This window comes from Enterobacter sp. PL_is514 (genome assembly GCF_055816715.1).
Genome location: NZ_JBVPGN010000029.1, coordinates 78,277 through 98,879 on the forward strand (window position 1 = coordinate 78,277; position 20,603 = coordinate 98,879).

Annotated in this window: 17 protein-coding genes; 7 read left to right on the forward strand and 10 right to left on the reverse strand. The window is 56.9% G+C overall.

From position 1 onward, the window contains the following. Nucleotides 1–16 precede the first annotated feature (16 nt). Together glpG and glpE are read right to left on the reverse strand one after the other, a co-directional pair. Nucleotides 17–847: a rhomboid family intramembrane serine protease GlpG gene (glpG, locus tag AC0TNG_RS08865; RefSeq protein WP_024908892.1), complete on the reverse strand. Its 831-nt coding sequence runs from the start codon at nt 845–847 to the stop codon at nt 17–19. A gap of 47 nt (nt 848–894) precedes the next feature. Further along, nucleotides 895–1,227 carry a thiosulfate sulfurtransferase GlpE gene (gene glpE, locus AC0TNG_RS08870; RefSeq protein ID WP_008503062.1) on the reverse strand — a complete coding sequence of 111 codons (333 nt, stop codon included), beginning with the start codon at nt 1,225–1,227 and terminating at the stop codon, nt 895–897. 188 nt (nt 1,228–1,415) lie between these two features. On the opposite strand from glpE, the gene glpD reads away from it, so the two are divergent. After that, nucleotides 1,416–2,924, forward strand: coding sequence for a glycerol-3-phosphate dehydrogenase (gene glpD, locus AC0TNG_RS08875; RefSeq protein ID WP_024908890.1), 1,509 nt, complete (start codon nt 1,416–1,418; stop codon nt 2,922–2,924). Nucleotides 2,925–3,019: 95 nt separating this feature from the next. On the opposite strand, the gene glgP is transcribed toward glpD, so the two are convergent. The 6 genes from glgP to asd all read right to left on the reverse strand — a co-directional run bounded on the left by glgP (nt 3,020) and on the right by asd (nt 13,741). Continuing rightward, nucleotides 3,020–5,467, reverse strand: a complete 2,448-nt coding sequence (gene glgP / locus AC0TNG_RS08880) for a glycogen phosphorylase (protein WP_032648304.1) — start codon at nt 5,465–5,467, stop codon at nt 3,020–3,022. Nucleotides 5,468–5,485: 18 nt separating this feature from the next. Next, nucleotides 5,486–6,919 (reverse strand): glycogen synthase GlgA, encoded by a 1,434-nt coding sequence (gene glgA, locus AC0TNG_RS08885; protein WP_024908888.1) that lies wholly within the window; start codon nt 6,917–6,919, stop codon nt 5,486–5,488. Continuing rightward, complete coding sequence (glgC, locus tag AC0TNG_RS08890; protein WP_008503066.1) at nt 6,919–8,214, reverse strand: glucose-1-phosphate adenylyltransferase; 1,296 nt, start codon at nt 8,212–8,214, stop codon at nt 6,919–6,921. The genes glgA and glgC overlap by 1 nt, the downstream gene beginning before the upstream one ends. A 17-nt stretch (nt 8,215–8,231) precedes the next feature. After that, nucleotides 8,232–10,205, reverse strand: coding sequence for a glycogen debranching protein GlgX (gene glgX, locus AC0TNG_RS08895; RefSeq protein WP_024908887.1), 1,974 nt, complete (start codon nt 10,203–10,205; stop codon nt 8,232–8,234). Next, on the reverse strand, nt 10,202–12,388 hold the full coding sequence (gene glgB, locus AC0TNG_RS08900; protein WP_045416955.1) for a 1,4-alpha-glucan branching enzyme: 2,187 nt from the start codon (nt 12,386–12,388) through the stop codon (nt 10,202–10,204). The genes glgX and glgB overlap by 4 nt, the downstream gene beginning before the upstream one ends. 249 nt (nt 12,389–12,637) lie before the next feature. Beyond that, nucleotides 12,638–13,741, reverse strand: coding sequence for an aspartate-semialdehyde dehydrogenase (gene asd, locus AC0TNG_RS08905; protein WP_024908885.1), 1,104 nt, complete (start codon nt 13,739–13,741; stop codon nt 12,638–12,640). Between the two features lie 177 nt (nt 13,742–13,918). Between asd and yhgN the strand changes: the two genes are divergently transcribed. Beyond that, the gene (gene yhgN, locus AC0TNG_RS08910) at nt 13,919–14,512 is read left to right on the forward strand and encodes an NAAT family transporter YhgN (RefSeq protein WP_003861574.1); all 594 of its coding nucleotides are present in this window, start codon (nt 13,919–13,921) and stop codon (nt 14,510–14,512) included. Between the two features lie 64 nt (nt 14,513–14,576). Here yhgN and tusA read toward each other — a convergent pair whose 3' ends face one another. Beyond that, nucleotides 14,577–14,819, reverse strand: a complete 243-nt coding sequence (tusA, locus tag AC0TNG_RS08915; RefSeq protein ID WP_024908884.1) for a sulfurtransferase TusA — start codon at nt 14,817–14,819, stop codon at nt 14,577–14,579. Nucleotides 14,820–14,986: 167 nt separating this feature from the next. On the opposite strand from tusA, the gene AC0TNG_RS08920 reads away from it, so the two are divergent. Together AC0TNG_RS08920 and AC0TNG_RS08925 are read left to right on the forward strand one after the other, a co-directional pair. After that, nucleotides 14,987–15,652: a 7-cyano-7-deazaguanine/7-aminomethyl-7-deazaguanine transporter gene (locus AC0TNG_RS08920; RefSeq protein WP_024908883.1), complete on the forward strand. Its 666-nt coding sequence runs from the start codon at nt 14,987–14,989 to the stop codon at nt 15,650–15,652. 72 nt (nt 15,653–15,724) lie between these two features. Continuing rightward, nucleotides 15,725–16,282, forward strand: a complete 558-nt coding sequence (locus tag AC0TNG_RS08925) for a DcrB family lipoprotein (protein ID WP_008503073.1) — start codon at nt 15,725–15,727, stop codon at nt 16,280–16,282. Between the two features lie 4 nt (nt 16,283–16,286). On the opposite strand, the gene AC0TNG_RS08930 is transcribed toward AC0TNG_RS08925, so the two are convergent. Next, nucleotides 16,287–17,504, reverse strand: coding sequence for an MFS transporter (locus AC0TNG_RS08930; RefSeq protein ID WP_417928039.1), 1,218 nt, complete (start codon nt 17,502–17,504; stop codon nt 16,287–16,289). Between the two features lie 145 nt (nt 17,505–17,649). Between AC0TNG_RS08930 and AC0TNG_RS08935 the strand changes: the two genes are divergently transcribed. From AC0TNG_RS08935 to AC0TNG_RS08945, 3 genes are all read left to right on the forward strand, one after another. Beyond that, nucleotides 17,650–18,699 carry an AI-2E family transporter gene (locus AC0TNG_RS08935; protein ID WP_024908881.1) on the forward strand — a complete coding sequence of 350 codons (1,050 nt, stop codon included), beginning with the start codon at nt 17,650–17,652 and terminating at the stop codon, nt 18,697–18,699. A 336-nt stretch (nt 18,700–19,035) separates the two neighbouring features. Continuing rightward, on the forward strand, nt 19,036–19,425 hold the full coding sequence (locus AC0TNG_RS08940; protein WP_024908880.1) for a lipoprotein: 390 nt from the start codon (nt 19,036–19,038) through the stop codon (nt 19,423–19,425). Nucleotides 19,426–19,494: 69 nt separating this feature from the next. Beyond that, nucleotides 19,495–20,598, forward strand: a complete 1,104-nt coding sequence (locus tag AC0TNG_RS08945) for a class I SAM-dependent methyltransferase (protein ID WP_061716360.1) — start codon at nt 19,495–19,497, stop codon at nt 20,596–20,598. Nucleotides 20,599–20,603: the final 5 nt, after the last annotated feature.

Here is a 20,603-nt window from a genome sequence, read left to right on the forward strand (position 1 = left end):
CAATTATCCCTGAGAATTATGTTCGTTTTCGCGCATGGAGCGTGTCGGCAAACGCCATCGCCAGCCCCACGGCCAGCCCGGCGACGTGTGCACCGTTGGCGATAGACATACCAAACAGATCAAACCATCCGGCAATTAGCCATATTAACGCAAAGGTTATTAATCCGCGCTGCAGATAGATGCCGCTTTCCGGGTCGCGCTCCCCACGAAGCCAGACGTAGCCCATCAGGGCATACACAACGCCCGATAGCCCGCCGAACCACGGCCCGCTGAACTTGTGCTGCACGTAGCCGCTCAGCAGGGCGCTGATAAGGGTGATAACGATCAGCTTGCCGCTGCCCAGACGCTTTTCAACGGCACCGCCGAGATACCACCACCAGAGCAGGTTAAAGAGGATATGCATCACCGAGAAGTGCATCAGCGCGTGGCTAAAGTAGCGCCAGACGTCAAACTCAACAGACGGATCATAGGGCCACGCCAGGGCAATCATCACGCTCTGGTCGCCGACCACGTTCATGATAATGAAGACAATGATGCAGGCCGCCATCAGCAGCAGCGTAAACGGGCCCGCGCGCTCGCGAATGGTGGCGATGAAGGGAAAGCGGCTGTAGTGCAATCCGCTTCCGGTCTGGCCGGACTGCCAGCTTGCCGCCAGATAGCGCGGGTCGCCAGGGTTCTCAAGAAAACGCGCCAGTTCCTCGTTTACCCGCCCGGCCTGGCTCTCATCGGCCAGCCAGACGTCGGTCTGCGTATGTTGCTGAATAGTCAGAATAACGCCCTGCGTCGCCATATAGTCGACAAACGCCTGGGCGACGCGCGGGTTGGTAAAAGAGGTGATCATCAACATGGGCAGCGGTCGCTTATTTCCACACAAAAGGGGACAGTATAGCGGGATCAGCGCTCAAAAGCGTATTCCACTTCTGCCGGGAAATGACGATGCCAGGCATCGAAGCCGCCGTCGACGCTGTATACCGCGTCGTAGCCCTGCTGAAGCAGATACTGCGCCGCGCCTTTGCTGCTGTTGCCGTGATAGCACATGACCATGACCGGCGTGTCGAAGTCGTTATCGCGCATAAACGCGCCCAGCGTGTCGTTGGTGAGATGGAACGCGCCCGGCGTATGGCCCATCGCAAAACTCTGCGGATCGCGGATGTCCACCAGCACCGCTTTTCCCTGGTGCATCTTCTGGTGGGCTTCTTCTACGTTAATACATTCAAACTGATCCATGGTGTTCTCTTTACAGTGGTCAACGACAAGATTTTACCCCGTAGTGTACGTCCTGGCGGCGGGTAAACGCCATTATGTTATCCATATCACTCTAAATTGTTTTTTTGATGTTACCAAAAGCGCGTTCCTTTGCTATTATGAGCGATATCGAACATTTCTGAGCTTTAACGAAAGTGCATGAGGGTGTTATGGAAACCAAAGATCTGATTGTGATAGGCGGTGGCATCAACGGTGCCGGTATTGCGGTCGATGCCGCAGGACGCGGTTTATCCGTACTGATGCTGGAAGCTAACGATCTCGCCTGCGCGACGTCGTCCGCCAGCTCCAAACTGATTCACGGTGGCCTGCGCTACCTGGAACACTACGAATTCCGCCTGGTCAGTGAAGCGCTGGCCGAACGTGAAGTGCTGCTGAAAATGGCCCCGCATCTGGCGATTCCGATGCGCTTCCGCCTGCCCCATCGCCCGCATCTGCGTCCGGCATGGATGATCCGAATTGGTCTGTTTATGTACGATCATCTGGGTAAACGCACCAGTCTCCCGGGTTCGAAAGGTTTGCGTTTTGGCTCAGAATCGGTCCTTAAGCCTGAAATCGTGCGCGGATTCGAATATTCCGACTGCTGGGTGGACGATGCCCGTCTGGTGCTGGCGAACGCGCAGATGGTTGAGAAGAAAGGCGGCGAGGTGAAAACCCGTACCCGCGCGACCGCTGCCCGTCGTGAAAACGGCCTGTGGATTGTGGAAGCGGAAGACATCGATACCGGCGAGAAATTCAGCTGGAAAGCGCGCGGCCTGGTGAACGCTACCGGCCCGTGGGTGAAGCAGTTCTTCGACGACGGCATGCATCTGCCTTCGCCGTACGGCATCCGCCTGATCAAGGGCAGCCACATTGTGGTGCCGCGCGTGCATACCCAGAAGCAGGCTTACATTCTGCAGAACGAAGACAAGCGCATCGTGTTTGTGATCCCGTGGATGGACGAGTTCTCGATCATCGGCACCACCGACGTGGAGTACAAAGGCGATCCGAAGAACGTCGAGATCGACGAGAGCGAAGTGAACTACCTGCTCAAAGTGTATAACGCGCACTTTAAGAAACAGCTGTCACGCGACGACGTGGTCTGGACCTACTCCGGCGTGCGTCCGCTGTGCGATGACGAGTCTGACTCACCGCAGGCCATCACCCGCGACTATACGCTCGATATTCACGACGTAGACGGTCAGGCGCCGCTGCTGTCCGTGTTTGGCGGCAAGCTGACCACCTACCGCAAACTGGCCGAGCACGCGCTGGAAAAACTGGCGCCGTACTACAAAGGCATTGGCCCGGCATGGACCAAAGGCGCGGTGCTGCCCGGCGGTGATATCGGCGGTAACCGCGATGATTACGCCGCGAAACTGCGCCGTCGCTTCCCGTTCATCACCGAAGGGATGGCGCGCCACTATGCCCGCACCTACGGCAGCAATACCGAGCTGTTCCTGGGCGATGCGAAGGACATTGCGGATCTGGGCGAGCATTTCGGCCACGAGCTGTACGAAGCCGAGCTGCGCTACCTGGTTGAGCACGAGTGGGTGCGTCGTCTGGACGATGCTATCTGGCGCCGTACCAAAGAAGGGATGTGGCTCAACGCCGAGCAGCAGTCTCGCGTGGCGCAGTGGTTACTGCAACATGCGGGAAAGCGTGAGCTGTCGCTGGCGTCTTAATGCGATCGGTGCGGGCTGATGCCCTCACCCTGACCCTCTCCCACAGGGAGAGGGAACAAACACTAAAAACGGCAACCGAGGTTGCCGTTTTGCTTTTATAACCTCACCGGATCAATATGCCAGATCGTCTCGGCATACTCCTTGATGGTCCTGTCAGACGAGAAATAGCCCATATTGGCGATGTTGTACATCGCGGCGCTGGTCCACTTCTCCGGCTGGCGATACAGTTCGTCCACCTTGTCCTGACAGTCCACGTAGCTGCGATAATCCGCCAGCACCTGATAGTGATCGCCAAAGTTAATCAGCGAATCCACCAGATCGCGGTAGCGGCTCGGTTCATCCGGGCTAAACACGCCGGTCGCGATCTGCGTCAGCACCTGACGCAACTCTTCATCCCCTTCGTAATATTGACGTGGCGAGTAGCCTTTTCTGCGTAGCGCCTCCACCTCTTCTGTCGTATTACCGAAGATAAAGATATTGTCTTCGCCCACGTGCTCCAGCATCTCGACGTTCGCCCCGTCAAGCGTACCGATGGTCAGCGCGCCGTTAAGGGCAAACTTCATGTTACTGGTGCCGGATGCTTCCGTCCCCGCCGTGGAAATCTGTTCAGAGAGATCCGCCGCCGGGATGATCAGCTGAGCCAGGCTGACGCTGTAGTTCGGAATGAACACCACCTTCAGCTTGTCGCCAATGTCCGGATCCTGGTTAACCACCTTCGCCACGTCGTTGATGAGATGAATAATGTGCTTCGCCATGTAGTAGGCCGACGCCGCCTTACCGGCAAAGATCTTCACGCGCGGCACCCATTCGGCCGTCGGATCGGCCTTAATGCGGTTGTAATGGGTGATCACGTGCAGCACGTTCATCAGCTGACGCTTGTATTCATGGATGCGTTTGATCTGCACGTCGAACAGCGCTTTCGGGTTTGCCACCACGTTGAGGTGCATCGCCAGCCAGACCGCCAGACGCTTTTTGTTCAGCAGCTTGGCTTCGCGCACGGCTTTGTTCACCGTCGGGAAATCAATATGCTGTTCCAGCTCGCTCAGCTGGCTCAAATCGGTACGCCAGGTACGGCCAATATTCTCGTCCAGTACCTCAGAGAGCGGCTGGTTGGCCAGCGCCAGCCAGCGGCGCGGGGTGACGCCGTTGGTCACGTTGCAGAACCGCGTCGGGAAGATCTTCGCAAAGTCCGCAAACAGCGACTGCACCATCAGGTTCGAGTGGAGCTCGGACACCCCGTTGACCTTGTGGCTGATGACAACCGCCAGCCAGGCCATGCGCACGCGACGACCGTTCGACTCATCAATGATGGACGCGCGGCTCAGCAGGCCAGTATCGTTCGGATACTGCTCCTGCAGCGTCTTGAGGAAGTAGTCGTTAATCTCAAAGATAATCTGCAGATGGCGCGGTAGGATTTTGCCGAGCATGTCCACCGGCCACGTTTCCAGCGCTTCGCTCATCAGCGTGTGGTTGGTGTACGAGAACACCTGGCAGGTCACCTCAAAGGCGTCGTCCCAGCTGAATTTATGCTCGTCGATCAGCAGGCGCATCAGCTCCGGAATAGAAAGCACCGGGTGGGTGTCATTAAGGTGGATCGCGGTTTTCTCCGCCAGGTTGGCGTAGGTTTTGTGCAGCTGATGGTGACGGCTAAGGATGTCCTGAATGGTCGCCGAAACAAGGAAGTACTCCTGACGCAGGCGCAGCTCGCGGCCTGAGTAGGTCGAGTCATCCGGGTACAGCACGCGGGATACGTTCTCGGAGTGGTTTTTATCCTCCACCGCCGCGAAGTAGTCACCCTGGTTAAATTTACCGAGGTTAATTTCGCTACTGGCCTGGGCGCTCCACAGCCTCAGCGTGTTGGTGGCGTCGGTGTCGTAGCCGGGGATAATCTGGTCGTAGGCCACGGCCAGGATCTCTTCCGTTTCCACCCAGCGGGATTTTTTCCCTTCCTGCTGAATACGCCCGCCAAAGCGCACCTTGTAGCGCGTGTTGTGGCGCTTGAACTCCCACGGGTTACCGTACTCCAGCCAGTAGTCCGGGGACTCTTTCTGACGCCCGTCGACGATGTTCTGCTTGAACATGCCGTAATCGTAGCGAATACCGTAGCCGCGGCCCGGCAGCGCCAGCGTCGCCAGCGAGTCGAGGAAGCAGGCGGCGAGACGTCCCAGACCGCCGTTACCGAGGCCCGGGTCGTTCTCTTCGTCGATCAGTTCTTCTAAATCTAACCCCATCTCTTCCAGTGCGGTTTTGACGTCGTCATAAATACCGAGCGACAACAGCGCATTGGACAGCGTGCGGCCAATCAAAAATTCCATCGACAGGTAGTAAACCTGACGCGTCTCCTGAGAGAGCTGGGCGCGGTTTGAGCGCAGCCAGCGTTCCACTAAACGGTCACGCACCGCAAACAGGGTAGCGTTCAGCCACTCGTGCTTGTTGGCAATAACCGGATCTTTCCCGATGGTGAACATCAGCTTGTAGGCGATAGAGTGCTTTAACGCCTCAACGCTGAGCGTGGGTGAAGAGTAGCTAAATGGAGCGTTCATATCAGTAACTTCGCCTCGTTACATCAAGCGTTGATAGAGATCGCGGTATGACTGCGCCGCGACGTGCCAGCTAAAGTCCATGGACATCGCCTGACGTTGTACGTAACGCCACAGCGATGGACGGGACCACAAGACGAAAGCACGCCGAATCGCCCGAAGCAGCGACCAGGCATTACTGTCCTCAAAGACAAACCCGCTGGCGATACCGTCCGCCAGGTTTTCCAGAGAGCTATCGGATACGGTATCCGCCAGTCCGCCCGTGCGGCGTACCAACGGCAGGGTGCCATATTTCAGGCCGTACAGCTGCGTCAGGCCGCAGGGTTCGAAACGGCTTGGCACCAGGATGACGTCCGCGCCGCCCATAATGCGGTGCGAGAATGCCTCGTGGTAGCCAATCTGCACGCCCACCTGACCCGGATGTTCCGCCGCGGCGGCAAGGAAGCCTTCCTGCAGCACCGGGTCGCCCGCGCCGAGCAGCGCCAGCTGTCCGCCCTGCTCCAGTAAACCGGGCAGTGCCTCCAGCACCAGATCCAGCCCTTTCTGGCTGGTCAGGCGGCTGACCACCGCGAACAGCGGCACTTTGTCGTTAACCTTCAGGCCCATCGCAATCTGCAGCTGGCGTTTGTTTTCCGCTTTGTCTTCCACGGAATCACGGCCATAACGCGCCGCCAGCAGGAGATCGGTTTCCGGGCTCCAGATCTGTTCGTCCACGCCGTTCAGAATGCCCGACAGGCGTCCTTCGCGATGGCGCTGCTGCAGCAACCCTTCCATACCGTAGCCAAACGCCGGCTGGGTGATCTCACGCGCGTAGGTTGGGCTCACCGCCGTGATGTGATCGGCGTAGTACAGCCCGGCTTTCAGGAACGAGATCTGCCCGTTAAACTCCAGCCCGTGCATGTTATAGAACGATAATGGCAGATCGATTTCACTCATGTGATGGGCATAGTACATCCCCTGATACGCCAGATTGTGCACGGTAAAGACCGATTTGGCCGGATGGCCGCGCGCGGCGAGATACGCCGGGGCAAGCCCGGCGTGCCAGTCGTGCGCGTGCACCACATCCGGGCGCCAGAACGGATCCAGCCCCGTCGCCATTTCTGCACCGACCCAGCCGAGCAGCGCAAAGCGCAGCACGTTGTCGGTGTAGGCGAACAGGTTCGTATCATGATACGGGCTGCCCGGGCGATCGTATAAATGCGGCGCGTCGATCAGGTAAATCCCTACGCCATTGTAATGTCCAAACAGCAGGGTAATGCGTCCGGCAAACGTTTCACGGCGGGTCACCACTTTCGCATCAGGTATACCGCGCCGGATATCCGGAAAGGCGGGCAGCAGGACTCGGGTATCCACGCCTCCGGCGATTTGCGCCGCCGGTAATGCGCCAAGCACATCTGCCAGTCCGCCCGTTTTCAACAACGGGAACATCTCAGAACATACGTGTAAAACCTGCATCATCGCTCCTGTTTGATCTGCAGCTTCCGCAACATTTCCCGTGTGACTAACACGATCCCCTCTTCCGAACGGTAGAAACGACGCGCGTCTTCTTCCGCATTCTCCCCAATAACCATCCCTTCAGGGATGACGCAGGCACGGTCGATCACGCAACGACGCAGACGACACGAGCGCCCTACCCAGACATCCGGCAACAAGACTGCCGAATCGATATTACAGAATGAATTTATCCGCACGCGGGGGAACAGCACCGACTGCACCACCACCGAGCCTGAAATAATGCACCCGCCGGACACCAGCGAGTTCAGCGTCATACCGTGGCTGCCGGAGCGGTCCTGGACGAACTTGGCCGGCGGCAGCGACTCCATATGGGTACGAATCGGCCAGTTCTGGTCGTACATATCCAGTTCAGGCGTGACCGATGCCAGATCGAGGTTCGCTTTCCAGTACGCTTCCAGCGTGCCCACATCGCGCCAGTAAGGTTCCGCATTCGGGTCGGACTGCACGCAGGACAGCGGGAAAGGATGTGCATACGCCATGCCAGCTTTCGTGATTTTCGGAATGATGTCTTTACCGAAGTCGTGGCTGGAGTTTTCGTCTTTGTCGTCTTCTTCCAGCAGCTCATAAAGATAATCTGCGTCAAAGACATAGATCCCCATGCTGGCAAGCGATTTGGTGTCATCGCCCGGCATGGTTGGCGGGTTCGCCGGTTTTTCAACGAAGTCGATAATTTTGTCGTCGGCATCCACGTGCATGACGCCAAACGCCGTCGCTTCAGCAACGGGCACAGGCAGACACGCCACGGTGCAGCGCGCCCCTTTTTCGACGTGGTCGATCAGCATGTGGGAGTAATCTTGCTTGTAGATGTGGTCCCCGGCGAGGATCACGATGTATTCCGCGTTGTAGCGACGAATGATGTCGAGGTTCTGGGTCACCGCATCCGCTGTCCCGCGATACCAGTTCTCGCCGTGGACGCGTTGCTGCGCAGGAAGGAGATCGACAAACTCGTTCATCTCTTCGCTGAAGAATGACCAGCCGCGCTGGATATGCTGAACCAGCGTATGCGACTGATACTGCGTAATGACGCCGATGCGGCGAATGCCCGAGTTCAGGCAGTTGGAGAGCGCAAAGTCGATGATACGGAACTTACCACCAAAGTGAACAGCCGGTTTGGCGCGCTTGATGGTCAAATCTTTCAGACGGGTACCACGCCCGCCCGCAAGTATCAGGGCAACCGTTTTTAATGGTAGCTGGCGTGCCAACATTAAGGGATCGTTCTTCTCTAATCTAACCATGACTAACTCCTTTTTTATCATCTTTGGAATACGCACACTCCGTGCGCAGGCCCGTGCCAGACAGCCATTACTACCGGATTATCCGCTCCGGCAAAGGGAGGAACGGCGCGCCATTCCCCTTCAGGTAAAACAATCTCTGCGACGTCATCCGTCGCGTTCAGCGTGACCAGCCATTTATCCGACAGCAGGATTTGCAGGCGTGGTACGCCGTGTTGCCACTCTTGCGCGCTTAACGGTTGCGCGTCTTTATTCAGCCAGCGAACGTTGCCGTCACCCTCTTCCCACCAGCGGTCGGCGGTCAGCGCGGGGATCTGCTGGCGAAGATGGATCAGCGCAGCGGTAAAATGAATCAGCCCGCTGTTGGCTTCACCCCAGTCGAGCCAGGTTAACGTGTTGTCCTGGCAATACGCATTGTTGTTACCGTGCTGGCTGTGGCCGTGTTCATCGCCTGCCAGCAGCATCGGCGTGCCCTGCGACAATAAAAGCGTTGTCAGCAGCGCATGTACGCTGGCGCGTCGCCGCTCTATCACATCCAGACTTCCGCCTAACCCTTCTATACCATGATTAAAGCTATGGTTATTGTTAGTGCCATCGCGATTCTCTTCGCCGTTTGCCTCATTGTGTTTCTGATTGAAACAAACGCAGTCCCTGAGGGTAAAACCGTCGTGCGCCGTCAACAGATTGACGGTGGCCGACGGGCGTTTGCCGTCGCGCTTAAAGAGATCGCTTGAAGCGGCAAAACGTCCGGCAAACTCCCCGAGCGACAGATTCCGCTCCAGCCAGAAGCGGCGTACGGCGTCGCGGTAGTGGTCGTTCCACTCGGCAAACAGCGGCGGGAAATTCCCGACCTGATAACCACCTTCTCCGATGTCCCACGGCTCGGCAATGAGCTTCACCTGCGAGAGCACCGGACAGTTTTTTATCGCCTCAAACAGCGGCGCCTGCTTGCTGAACGCCGGCGTGCGCCCCATCACGGGCGCCAGGTCGAAACGAAAACCGTCGACGTGGAATGTTTCCACCCAGTATTTCAGGCATTCATAAGCAAAATGCGTGACCGCCGGATGGCTGAGATTGAGCGTGTTGCCGCAGCCGGTCCAGTTCTCATAATCGCCATCCTGCCTGATCCAATAATAGCTACGGTTATCAATTCCGCGCATGGAGAGCGTCGGACCGTCGAGATCGCTTTCGGCACTGTGGTTCAGCACGACATCCAGAATGACCTCAATGCCCGCCGTATGAAGCGCCTTCACCGCATCGCGAAACTCGTCCCGCGCCTTTTCCGGATGAGCGGCATAGCGTGGCTCAAGCGCGAACATCGCCAGCGGGTTGTAGCCCCAGTAGTTGCTGAGCCCCAGCCGCTGCAGGCGCGGCTCGCTGGCAAAATGGGCGACGGGCAGCAGTTCCAGAGCGGTGATGCCGAGGTGCTTCAGGTAGGCGATCATGGTGGGATGCCCGAGCGCCTTATAGGTACCGCGCATCTCTTTGGGGATCGACGGGTGCAGGTACGTCAGTCCTTTGACGTGGGCTTCATAAATGACGGTATGGCCCCACGGCGTCTGCGGCGGGGCATCGTCTTCCCAGTCATAAAGATCGTTCACCACCACGCTTTTTGGCGCGACGGGCGCGCTGTCGCGGTGGTCGGGATCGCCGTAACCCACGTGGAAGAGCGGGTCGTCTTTAAATTCGCCGTCCACGCGGTGCGCGCACGGGTCAATCAACAGCTTCGCCGGATTAAACCAGTGCCCCTGCGCCGGATCCCACGGACCGTGTACGCGAAAGCCATAGTGCAAGCCTGGCCGCCCTCCGGCCAGGTAGCCGTGCCAGGTATCCCCCGTGCGCGCGGGTAAATCGTAACGGTGCTCGTTACCTTCCCCGTCAAACACGCACAGTTCTACCCGCTCAGCGTGAGCGGAAAAGAGGGTGAAATTGACCCCCTTCCCGTCAAAACTCGCCCCGAGCGGTTCGGGTTTACCTGCCGTAAGCTGCGTCATTCGCCCTCCCGCATTAGCCAGATGGTGCCAAGCGGCGGCAGCGTCAGGCTCAGGGAGTTGGGTCGTCCGTGGCTTTCGATGGCGTCGCTCTGTACCAGCCCGCCGTTACCGGCGTTACTGCCGTGGTAGTGCATCGAGTCGGTATTCAGAATTTCGCGCCATTTGCCCGGCTGGTTAATGCCGAAGCGGTAGTGTTCGCGCGGCACCGGCGTAAAATTGCTGGCGACGATGATCTCGTTACCGGCTTTGTCACGACGCACAAAGACAAACACCGAGCGTTCGTGGTCGTCCACCACCAGCCACTCAAAGCCGTACGGATCGAAGTCGAGCTCGTGCAGCGCTTTGTGGTGGCGATAGGTCAGGTTCAGATCGCGTACCAGCCGCTGCACCCCGTGATGCCAGTTGTCGCCGCCTTCCAGCAGATGCCAGTCGAGGCTGGCGTCGTGGTTCCACTCGCGTCCCTGAGCGAACTCATTGCCCATAAACAGCAGTTTTTTGCCCGGGAAGGCAAACATCCAGCCGTAGTAGGCGCGCAGGTTGGCAAACTTCTGCCACGCGTCGCCCGGCATGCGGTCGAGAATCGATTTTTTGCCGTGTACCACCTCATCGTGCGACAGCGGCAGCATGAAGTTTTCGGTGTAGTTGTAGAGCATCCCGAACGTCAGCTTATCGTGATGATACTTACGGTGAACCGGATCCAGCTTCATGTAGTCGAGCGTGTCGTGCATCCAGCCCAGGTTCCACTTATACCAGAACCCCAGGCCGCCCAATGACGGCGGACGGGAGACGCCCGCAAAGTCGGTCGACTCTTCCGCCATGGTCACGGCACCGTCCACCTGCTCGCCGATAATGCGGTTGGTATTACGCAGGAATTCAATCGCTTCCAGGTTTTCGCGGCCGCCAAACTCGTTCGGGATCCACTCCCCCTCTTTGCGGCTGTAGTCGCGGTAGATCATCGACGCCACCGCATCCACGCGCAGGGCATCGATGCCAAACCGCTCGATCCAGTACAGGGCATTCCCGACCAGGTAGTTTGAGACCTCACGGCGACCGTAGTTGTAGATCAGCGTGTTCCAGTCCTGGTGATAGCCTTCGCGCGGATCGCTGTGCTCGTACAGCTTCGTACCGTCAAACTCTGCCAGCGCGAAATCATCCGCCGGGAAATGACCCGGCACCCAGTCGAGGATGACGTTCAGCCCGGCGGCGTGCGCGGCATCAATGAAATAGCGGAAGTCGTCGCGGGTGCCGAAGCGGCGGGTCGGCGCATACAGCCCGGTGGGCTGATAGCCCCAGCTGCCGTCGAACGGGTGCTCGTTGACCGGCAGCAGCTCAAGGTGGGTAAAGCCCATCCATTTTGCATACGGCACCAGCTGGTCGGCAAGCTCCCGGTAGCTCAGCCAGAAGTTGTTATCGGTGTGGCGACGCCAGGAGCCAAGATGGACTTCATAGACGGAGATCGGCGCATCAAAGCGGTTAGCCTGCTTGCGCTCCTCCGTCTGAACGACCTTCTCCGGCAGGCCGCAAATCAGCGACGCGGTATCCGGGCGCATCTGCGCTTCGAAGGCATACGGGTCGGCTTTAATGCGCAGCTTGCCGTGGGCGTCGATCATCTCGAATTTATAAAGCTGCCCGTGGTGCGCCCCGGGGATAAACAGCTCCCAGATGCCGGTTTCCCGGCGCAGACGCATCGGGTGGCGGCGGCCGTCCCAGTAGTTGAACTGCCCGACAACGGAGACGCGCTGGGCATTGGGCGCCCACACGGAGAAGCGCGTGCCGGTAATGCCGTCCATGGTATCGGCATGGGCACCCAGCGTTTCATAAGGACGAAGATGCGTCCCTTCGGAGAGCAGCCAGGCGTCCATCTCTTTAAGCAGAGGGCCAAAGCTGTAGGGATCGTCAATCAGGTTTTGCTGACCGTGCCAGAGAACGGCGAGCTGATAGCGAAACGGGTTTTTACGACGGGGCATTACGCCCGAGAAGAAGCCACGGGAATCGAGGCATTCAAGATTACCCACCTTGCGGCCGGTTTTGGGTTCAATCACCCAGACTTCTGTGGCATCCGGTAACAGTGCCCTAACTTCCAGACCGGCCTCAGTACGGTGCATCCCAAGCACAGAAAAGGGGTCAGCAAAATGACCCGCAATAAGCGCATTAATCACGTCTCTATCCACACGATCGGACATGGTATTCATCCTGTTTTTTATGTCGTCCTTTTTAAGCGCTCCGGGACGACTTTTAATGTGACCTGAACGGGACAGCACAAAAATGTGCATCCAATCTGCTCCGTTCGAACCTCAGGTAAGAAATGACTCTTCCTTAAAGCATAGCCAACGCTCTAGATGACTCCTGATAAAAAATAAGACATACGCGTGTTACTCCATGTAGTACGCAAAAAAAAGGGGTGAAAATCACCCCCGGTATTTAACAAATTATTACGCCAGCTGGCGCAGCATGCGGCGCAGCGGCTCGGCAGCGCCCCACAGGAGCTGGTCGCCAACGGTGAACGCGGAGAGATACTCCGGCCCCATGTTCAGCTTGCGCAGACGGCCAACCGGCGTGGTCAGCGTGCCGGTAACGGCAGCCGGGGTCAGCTCGCGCATGGTGATATCGCGATCGTTTGGCACCACTTTCGCCCACGGGTTGTGCGCGGCCAGCAGCTCTTCCACGGTCGGAATAGACACATCTTTTTTCAGTTTAATGGTGAAGGCCTGGCTGTGGCAGCGCAGCGCACCGATACGCACGCAGAGGCCATCAACCGGAATGGTGTTCGCGGTATTGAGAATTTTGTTGGTCTCAGCCTGGCCCTTCCACTCTTCGCGGGTCTGGCCGTTATCCAGCTGTTTGTCGATCCACGGGATCAGGCCGCCGGCCAGCGGTACGCCAAAGTTATCCACCGGCAGCTCGCCGCTGCGGGTCAGCTGGGTCACTTTACGCTCGATATCCAGAATAGCGGATGCCGGGTTTGCCAGCTCGGTCGCAACGCTCTGGTGCAGCTGGCCCATCTGGGTCAGCAGCTCGCGCATGTGACGCGCGCCGCCGCCGGACGCCGCCTGGTAGGTCGCCACGGAGACCCACTCCACCAGATCCTGCGCGAACAGGCCGCCGAGGGACATCAGCATCAGGCTGACGGTGCAGTTACCGCCGACAAAGGTTTTCACGCCGTTGTTCAGGCCATCGGTGATCACGCCCTGGTTAACCGGGTCGAGAATGATGATGGCATCGTCTTTCATGCGCAGCGACGAGGCCGCGTCAATCCAGTAGCCCTGCCAGCCGCTTTCACGCAGCTTTGGATAGATTTCGTTGGTATAATCGCCGCCCTGGCAGGTCACAATAATGTCGAGCGCCTTCAGCGCTTCCAGATCGTAAGCATCCTGCAACGTGCCTGTGGTACCACCAAAGGACGGAGCAGCCTGGCCGAGCTGGGAAGTGGAGAAGAAGACCGGGCGGATAGCGTCGAAATCGCGCTCTTCAACCATGCGTTGCATGAGTACAGAGCCGACCATACCGCGCCAGCCGATAAAACCAACGTTTTTCATAGCATTTTTTTCCTGCTGAGGGTGTGTGCTGTTTGTGCAAGCCAGTATTGAACTGGGATATGCTTCACATTACAAAATGCTGCCAAAGTCGCAAGCGAAATTAATCGATGATTGCCCGACAATCAGAAATACAGCTAATTATCATAATAACCATAGAGAATTTCAGGGATAATTTACATGAGTGAAATCATTTCCGCAGCGGTTTTATTGATTCTGATAATGGATCCACTGGGTAACCTGCCGATCTTCATGTCGGTGCTGAAGCACACCGAGCCGAAGCGCCGCCGGGCGATCATGATCCGCGAGCTGCTCATCGCCCTGCTGGTGATGTTTATCTTCCTGTTTGCCGGGGAAAAGATCCTCGCATTCCTGAACCTGCGCGCCGAAACTGTGTCGATTTCCGGCGGGATTATTCTGTTCCTGATTGCCATTAAGATGATTTTCCCGAGCGCGGAAGGCAGCAGCAGCGGCCTGCCTGCGGGTGAAGAGCCGTTTATTGTGCCGCTGGCGATCCCCCTCGTCGCGGGCCCGACCATTCTGGCCACGCTGATGCTGCTGTCGCATCAGTATCCGAACCAGATGAGTCATCTGGTGATTGCCCTGCTGATCGCCTGGGGCGGGACGTTTATTATCCTGCTGCAGTCGTCCCTGTTCCTGCGCCTGCTGGGTGAGAAAGGGGTGAACGCGCTGGAGCGCCTGATGGGGCTGATTCTGGTCATGATGGCGACGCAGATGTTCCTGGACGGGATCCGGGCGTGGATGAAAGGATGACTTTCTCCCTCTCCCCGTGGGAGAGGGTCGGGGTGAGGGCATCAGGCCGCAGAGGGCAGCCCATCTACCCCTTACGAATCAAATACTGGTACGGCAGCGCCTCAGTCTGCTGTGCCACCAGCTCATGTTCCATAAAGGTACAAAAACCGGGAATATCGCGGGTTGTGGCCGGGTCATCGGCAATAATCAACAGCGTTTCACCGGTCTGCATATTGCGCACGGTCTTACGTACCATCATTACCGGTTCCGGGCAGCGAAGGCCCTGGGCATCAAGGGTGTGGTCTGGACTGGAAAACAGGTCGGTCATGATCTTCTCGGTCAGATAAAAACGGCTGTAGTTTACGCCCGGTTTCGATCAATGCAAACCAGGTTAACGATTGCGTAAAAACTAACCATTGCAATGTCCTGCCAAAGCAGTATCATGCTGCGGTTTTTATTGGGTTCCCTCACCCCAACGTATAAAAAGGTCACAATATGACGTCGTTTTCCGAATCTCAGCGCGTAAAAGCGTTGTTCTGGCTTTCGCTTTTCCATTTGCTGGTGATCACCTCCAGCAACTATCTGGTGCAGCTCCCGATCTCCATCTTTGGTTTTCATACCACCTGGGGCGCGTTCAGTTTTCCGTTTATTTTCCTCGCGACCGATTTGACCGTGCGTATCTTTGGCGCACCGCTGGCTCGCCGCATTATTTTTTCGGTCATGCTCCCGGCGCTGTTTATCTCGTACGGGGTTTCCTCTCTGTTTTATATGGGAAGCTGGCAGGGCTTTGAGGCGTTAACCCACTTTAACCTGTTTGTCGCCCGTATCGCCGCCGCCAGCTTTATGGCCTACGCGCTGGGGCAGATCCTCGACGTGCACGTGTTTAACCGCCTGCGGCAAAATCACCGCTGGTGGATGGCGCCCACCGCCTCCACGCTGTTCGGTAACGTGAGCGATACTCTGGCCTTCTTCTTCATCGCCTTCTGGCGCAGCCCGGATGCGTTCATGGCCGAACACTGGATGGAAATCGCGCTGGTGGACTACTGCTTCAAGGTCCTCATCAGCATTGTCTTCTTCCTGCCGATGTACGGCGTACTGCTCAATATGCTGCTGAAAAGGCTGGCAGATAAATCTGAAATCACCGCATTGCAGGCAGGTTAAAGGTTAGCTTTATCAGTTGTGATAAGATGAGCGAATGAGCCGTTATGGCCGTTTATCGAAAGGAAGAAGTCAATGCGCAATCTGGTTAAATATGTCGGGATTGGCCTGCTGGTTGTGGGTCTTGCAGCCTGTGATAACAGCGACACGAAAACGCCTGCTCAGGGCGCATCCGCAGAGAGCAACGCGACCGGCCAGCCGGTCAATCTGATGGATGGCAAACTCAGTTTCTCTCTGCCAGCCGATATGACTGACCAGAGCGGCAAGCTGGGCACCCAGGCGAATAACATGCACGTTTACTCCGACGCAACCGGGCAGAAAGCGGTCATTGTAATTGTGGGCGACGACACCAGCGAAGATCTGGCCGTTCTGTCCAAACGTCTGGAAGATCAGCAGCGCGGCCGCGACCCGCAGCTGCAGGTCGTGACCAATAAATCCATCGAGCTGAAAGGTCATAAGCTGCAGCAGCTGGACAGCATCATCTCTGCAAAAGGCCAGACAGCTTACTCCTCTGTCGTGCTGGGCAAGGTCGATAACAAACTGCTGACCCTGCAGATCACCCTGCCAGCGGAAGATCAGCAGAAAGCACAGACGGCTGCTGAAAACATCATTAACACCATCGTGATCCAGTAACGATTCACGATGATGACGTGGCCTCCGGTGCCTGCACCGGGGGCCATTTTTTTAGCCGCCACGTCAGCAGCAGCGCAATAATCACCAGACCCGCCGCGGCAAGATAGATCACCGGCACGCCTGCCCAGGCCATCACCAGCCCCGCCAGCGGGCCGGTAATGCCTAAAGACATATCCATAAACACCGTATAGGTCGCCAGCGCCGCCCCCTGATTCTGCTGCGGCACGGCTTTTACCGCCACCACGCCCAGCGCCGGGAAGACCAGAGAAAAGCCTGCCCCCGCGAGGAAGACGCCCACTTTCGCGACCCAGGGCACCATCGCTATTCCGGTCAGCAGCAGCCCAACAATCTCTATCGCAAAGCAGATCATCGCCACGTTCAGCCCGCCCAGACGGTTGATGCCGTTAGGGAAAAGCAGGCGCGCGCCAACAAACGCACAGCTGAACAGGGTTAACGCAAAGGCCGCGCCGTCCCAGCCTTTGGCGTCATAGAATAGAGTAATGAAGGTGGCTATCACGCCGAAGCCAGTTGTCGCCAGCGCCAGGGCCATGCCGTACGGCCAGACGCGCCCCAGCACCGCCCGAAACGGCAGTGGCTTGCCTTTGCTGGCCTTCACCTTCGGGCGCGGCAGCGCCAAAAGGATCGCCAGCAGCGCGACCGCCATAATGGTGATGGCCAGCCCATGCAGCCCGCCCAGCGCATAGCAGGCCACGCCGAGCGGCGCACCGAGCGCCATCGCACCGTAGGTGACAATCCCGTTCCAGGAGATCACCCGGCCAATGTGCGGCGCGCCGACAACCCCCACGCCCCACAGCGTCGAGCCGGTTCCCGCCAGACTTTGCCCAATGCCCAGAATGACGCGCCCCAGGCAGAGCAGCGCCAGGCTGACCAGCGGCCAGTGGCTGGTTGCGGCAGCCAGAAGATAGCTCAGGCCGCTGAGGAAGCAGCCGCACAATCCCACCACCACGATGCTTTTTGGACCGAACGTGTCCGCGTAGCGCCCGGCATGCGGGCGGCTGAGGAGCGTGGCGAAATACTGCAGGCTAATCACCAGCCCCGCCCAGAAGGCGCTGAAGCCCATCACGTCATGGACATAGCCCGGCAGGACCGCCAGCGGCAGCCCGATGGTCAGATAGCTGGCAAAGTTGAAAATCACAACGGAAACGATGCGCAGATTGAGGCGCAGTCCGCTCAGTACCGGTTCAGCGGCAGGTTCGGGCATGGGGTTCTACCTGGATTTTTTACAACAGTGTTTCACTATTACCACGCCCCAATAAGAAAATCAGCACCGACTTTCAGATTAACGGTGCCAGACGAAGCGAAGCCCGGGCACTACACTTACCGGGTCATCATATTAAGGAACACGCATGATCGCTAACCCGTCCGACAAAGCAGGGCTCCATATCTTATTAAAACTCGCCTGTCTGGTGGTTATCCTTGCGGGTATCCACGCTGCCGCTGACATTATTGTCCAGCTCCTGCTGGCGCTCTTTTTTGCCATTGTGCTTAATCCGCTGGTCACCTGGTTTTTACGCCGGGGCGTCAGCCGTCCGGTCGCCATCACCATCGTCGTCATCGTGATGCTGATTGCCCTGACAGCGCTCTTTGGCGTGCTGGCGGCCTCGCTGAGCGAATTCTCCACCATGCTGCCGCAGTACAACAAAGAGCTGACGCGTAAGATTGTGGCGCTGCAGGAGATGGTGCCCTTCCTTAATCTGCATATCTCACCCGAACGGATGCTGCGCCGGATGGATTCAGAGAAAGTTATGACCTACGCCACCACCTTGATGACAGGGCTTTCCGGCGCGATGGCCAGCATTCTGCTGCTGGTCATGACGGTGGTGTTTATGCTGTTCGAAGTCCGCCACGTCCCCTATAAGCTGCGCTTTGCATTAAATAATCCACAAATTCATATTGCTGGATTACATCGGGCACTGAAGGGCGTTTCCAAATATCTGGCGCTGAAAACGCTGCTGAGCGTCTGGACGGGAATCATTGTCTGGCTGGGGCTGATGCTGATGGACGTGCAGTTCGCGCTGATGTGGGGCGTGCTGGCGTTTCTGCTCAACTACGTGCCCAATATTGGCGCGGTGCTTTCCGCCGTGCCGCCGATGATTCAGGCGTTCCTGTTTAACGGTTTTTACGAATGCATGCTGGTCGGCGCGCTGTTCCTCGTCGTGCATATGGTGCTGGGCAATATTCTTGAGCCGCGCATGATGGGACACCGGCTGGGCATGTCGACGCTGGTGGTGTTTTTATCCTTACTGATTTGGGGATGGTTGCTGGGCCCGGTCGGGATGCTGCTGTCGGTCCCCCTGACCAGCGTGTGTAAAATCTGGATGGAAACCACCAAAGGCGGAAGCAAGCTGGCGATCCTGCTCGGCCCGGGGAGGCCGAAAAGCCGGCTACCCGGGTAACCGGCCTACCTGTACAGGTAGGTTTAAAGCGTCAGTAATACACCGTAAATTACCGCGTCCCTAATCCGTCGCGGTATTTTTATTTGCGTTAAGGCGATATTCACTCTGTCTTTATTTACTCCACGCGCATTATGTTGAAACGCAATCCATGATTTAACGCAAATTATAAAAAATGAAATTCTTATTTATTTTCCATGTTATTATGCCCGCCTTCGCGTCAACGCAATGCAAACATTAATATTGATTAAAAATACATCTGGCGGTCAAAAAAAGCCGGATGCGTATTATTTGTAAAAAACACTACCTTTAATTGTTATTATTGATATGGAGTTGTTGATGAAAAAGATCGTTAAATGGTGTACTGCTGCCGTATTCGTGGGTGCACTGGCAGGCTGTGCGCGTACCGCCCCAATCGCTCAGGTTCACTCTATTGTCAGCGCGGGTCATACTGCCGATCAGGTAAAAACGGCAATTTTGAAAGCAGGCCAAAAGCGTGACTGGATCATGACGGAAGCGGGTCCTGGGGTGATTAAGGGACGTCTGCAGTCACGCGATCACTCGGTCCAGGTGAGTATTCCGTACACGGCAACAAGCTATTCAATCAACTATGAAAACAGCCTTAACCTGAAAGCGGCAGACGGTAAAATTCACAAGAATTATAACCGCTGGGTGAATAACCTCGACCACGATATTCAGCTGAACCTCTCCGCTGGCGCCGCGCTGTAATATTTTTCTAAAGTCGGGCCGCGTATGGCCCGATAACCTCTCTTTATTGCCCTATAAGGTTACGCAGTAATGTACGAAAAGGACACACTCAGCGCACTGGATGCCATTACCGAAGCGCAACGCATCGCCTTTGCCCCGATGTTATTCCAGACTGCGCTTTGTCTGCGTAACTCAGGCGTTCTCGCCTGTCTCGATAAACAAGGCAAAGAGGGAGCTACCCTCGAGGAAATAACCGAAAACAGCACCCTGAGTAGCTATGGTGTCAGCGTCCTGCTGGATATGGGATTAAGCGGACGCATCGTTACCCAACAGAATGGACGTTATTTTCTGGCGAAAGTGGGACATTTTTTACTGCACGACGCAATGACCCGCGTAAATATGGATTTCACTCAGGATGTTTGTTATCAGGGGCTATTTCACCTGGCGGACGCCCTGCAGGAAGAAAAGCCGGCCGGATTAGCCGTGTTTGGCGACTGGCCAACCATCTACCCGGCATTATCCCAATTACCGGCTCCGGCGAAAGAGAGCTGGTTCGCCTTTGATCATTACTATTCTGACGCCGCTTTTGACGCTGCGTTACCATATATATTCGCAAGCTCGCCGACAAAATTGTACGATGTGGGCGGAAATACGGGTAAATGGTCGTTACGCTGCTGCCGCTATGACGAAAATGTTGCCGTGACGATCCTCGATCTGCCGCAGCAGATAGCGCTGGCGCAGGAAAACATCGCAAAAGCAGGTTTTTCTCATCGTATTGGATTCCATGCTGTCGATATGCTTAGCCCAGCAGCATTGCCGGGTGACGCCGACGTCTGGTGGATGAGCCAGTTCCTGGATTGTTTCTCTCCGGATCAGATTGTCGCCATGCTGACGCGCGTCGCACAGGTCATGAAGCCAGGCGCACGTTTGTGCATCATGGAGCTTTTCTGGGATGCCCAGAAGTTTGAAGCGGCCTCTTTCAGCCTGAATGCCACCTCGCTCTATTTCACCTGTATGGCGAATGGTAATAGCCGGTTTTACAGCGTAGAGAAGTTTTATCGCTACCTGGAGAGCGCAGGTTTCAGCGTTGAACAGCGGCTGGACAACCTTGGGGTCGGTCATACCCTGCTGATATGCACCAAACGTGAACAACAGAGCAGCGTAGCTGCCCGGGTGGCCCAGCCTGCCCTTTGAATACG

Bases quoted from the DNA above. Each gene is read 5' to 3' on its own strand.
- glpG (WP_024908892.1), bottom strand. From the start codon at position 847: ATGTTGATGATCACCTCTTTTACCAACCCGCGCGTCGCCCAGGCGTTT.
- glpE (WP_008503062.1), bottom strand. From the start codon at position 1,227: ATGGATCAGTTTGAATGTATTAACGTAGAAGAAGCCCACCAGAAGATG.
- glpD (WP_024908890.1), top strand. From the start codon at position 1,416: ATGGAAACCAAAGATCTGATTGTGATAGGCGGTGGCATCAACGGTGCC.
- glgP (WP_032648304.1), bottom strand. From the start codon at position 5,467: ATGAACGCTCCATTTAGCTACTCTTCACCCACGCTCAGCGTTGAGGCG.
- glgA (WP_024908888.1), bottom strand. From the start codon at position 6,919: ATGCAGGTTTTACACGTATGTTCTGAGATGTTCCCGTTGTTGAAAACG.
- glgC (WP_008503066.1), bottom strand. From the start codon at position 8,214: ATGGTTAGATTAGAGAAGAACGATCCCTTAATGTTGGCACGCCAGCTA.
- glgX (WP_024908887.1), bottom strand. From the start codon at position 10,205: ATGACGCAGCTTACGGCAGGTAAACCCGAACCGCTCGGGGCGAGTTTT.
- glgB (WP_045416955.1), bottom strand. From the start codon at position 12,388: ATGTCCGATCGTGTGGATAGAGACGTGATTAATGCGCTTATTGCGGGT.
- asd (WP_024908885.1), bottom strand. From the start codon at position 13,741: ATGAAAAACGTTGGTTTTATCGGCTGGCGCGGTATGGTCGGCTCTGTA.
- yhgN (WP_003861574.1), top strand. From the start codon at position 13,919: ATGAGTGAAATCATTTCCGCAGCGGTTTTATTGATTCTGATAATGGAT.
- tusA (WP_024908884.1), bottom strand. From the start codon at position 14,819: ATGACCGACCTGTTTTCCAGTCCAGACCACACCCTTGATGCCCAGGGC.
- AC0TNG_RS08920 (WP_024908883.1), top strand. From the start codon at position 14,987: ATGACGTCGTTTTCCGAATCTCAGCGCGTAAAAGCGTTGTTCTGGCTT.
- AC0TNG_RS08925 (WP_008503073.1), top strand. From the start codon at position 15,725: ATGCGCAATCTGGTTAAATATGTCGGGATTGGCCTGCTGGTTGTGGGT.
- AC0TNG_RS08930 (WP_417928039.1), bottom strand. From the start codon at position 17,504: ATGCCCGAACCTGCCGCTGAACCGGTACTGAGCGGACTGCGCCTCAAT.
- AC0TNG_RS08935 (WP_024908881.1), top strand. From the start codon at position 17,650: ATGATCGCTAACCCGTCCGACAAAGCAGGGCTCCATATCTTATTAAAA.
- AC0TNG_RS08940 (WP_024908880.1), top strand. From the start codon at position 19,036: ATGAAAAAGATCGTTAAATGGTGTACTGCTGCCGTATTCGTGGGTGCA.
- AC0TNG_RS08945 (WP_061716360.1), top strand. From the start codon at position 19,495: ATGTACGAAAAGGACACACTCAGCGCACTGGATGCCATTACCGAAGCG.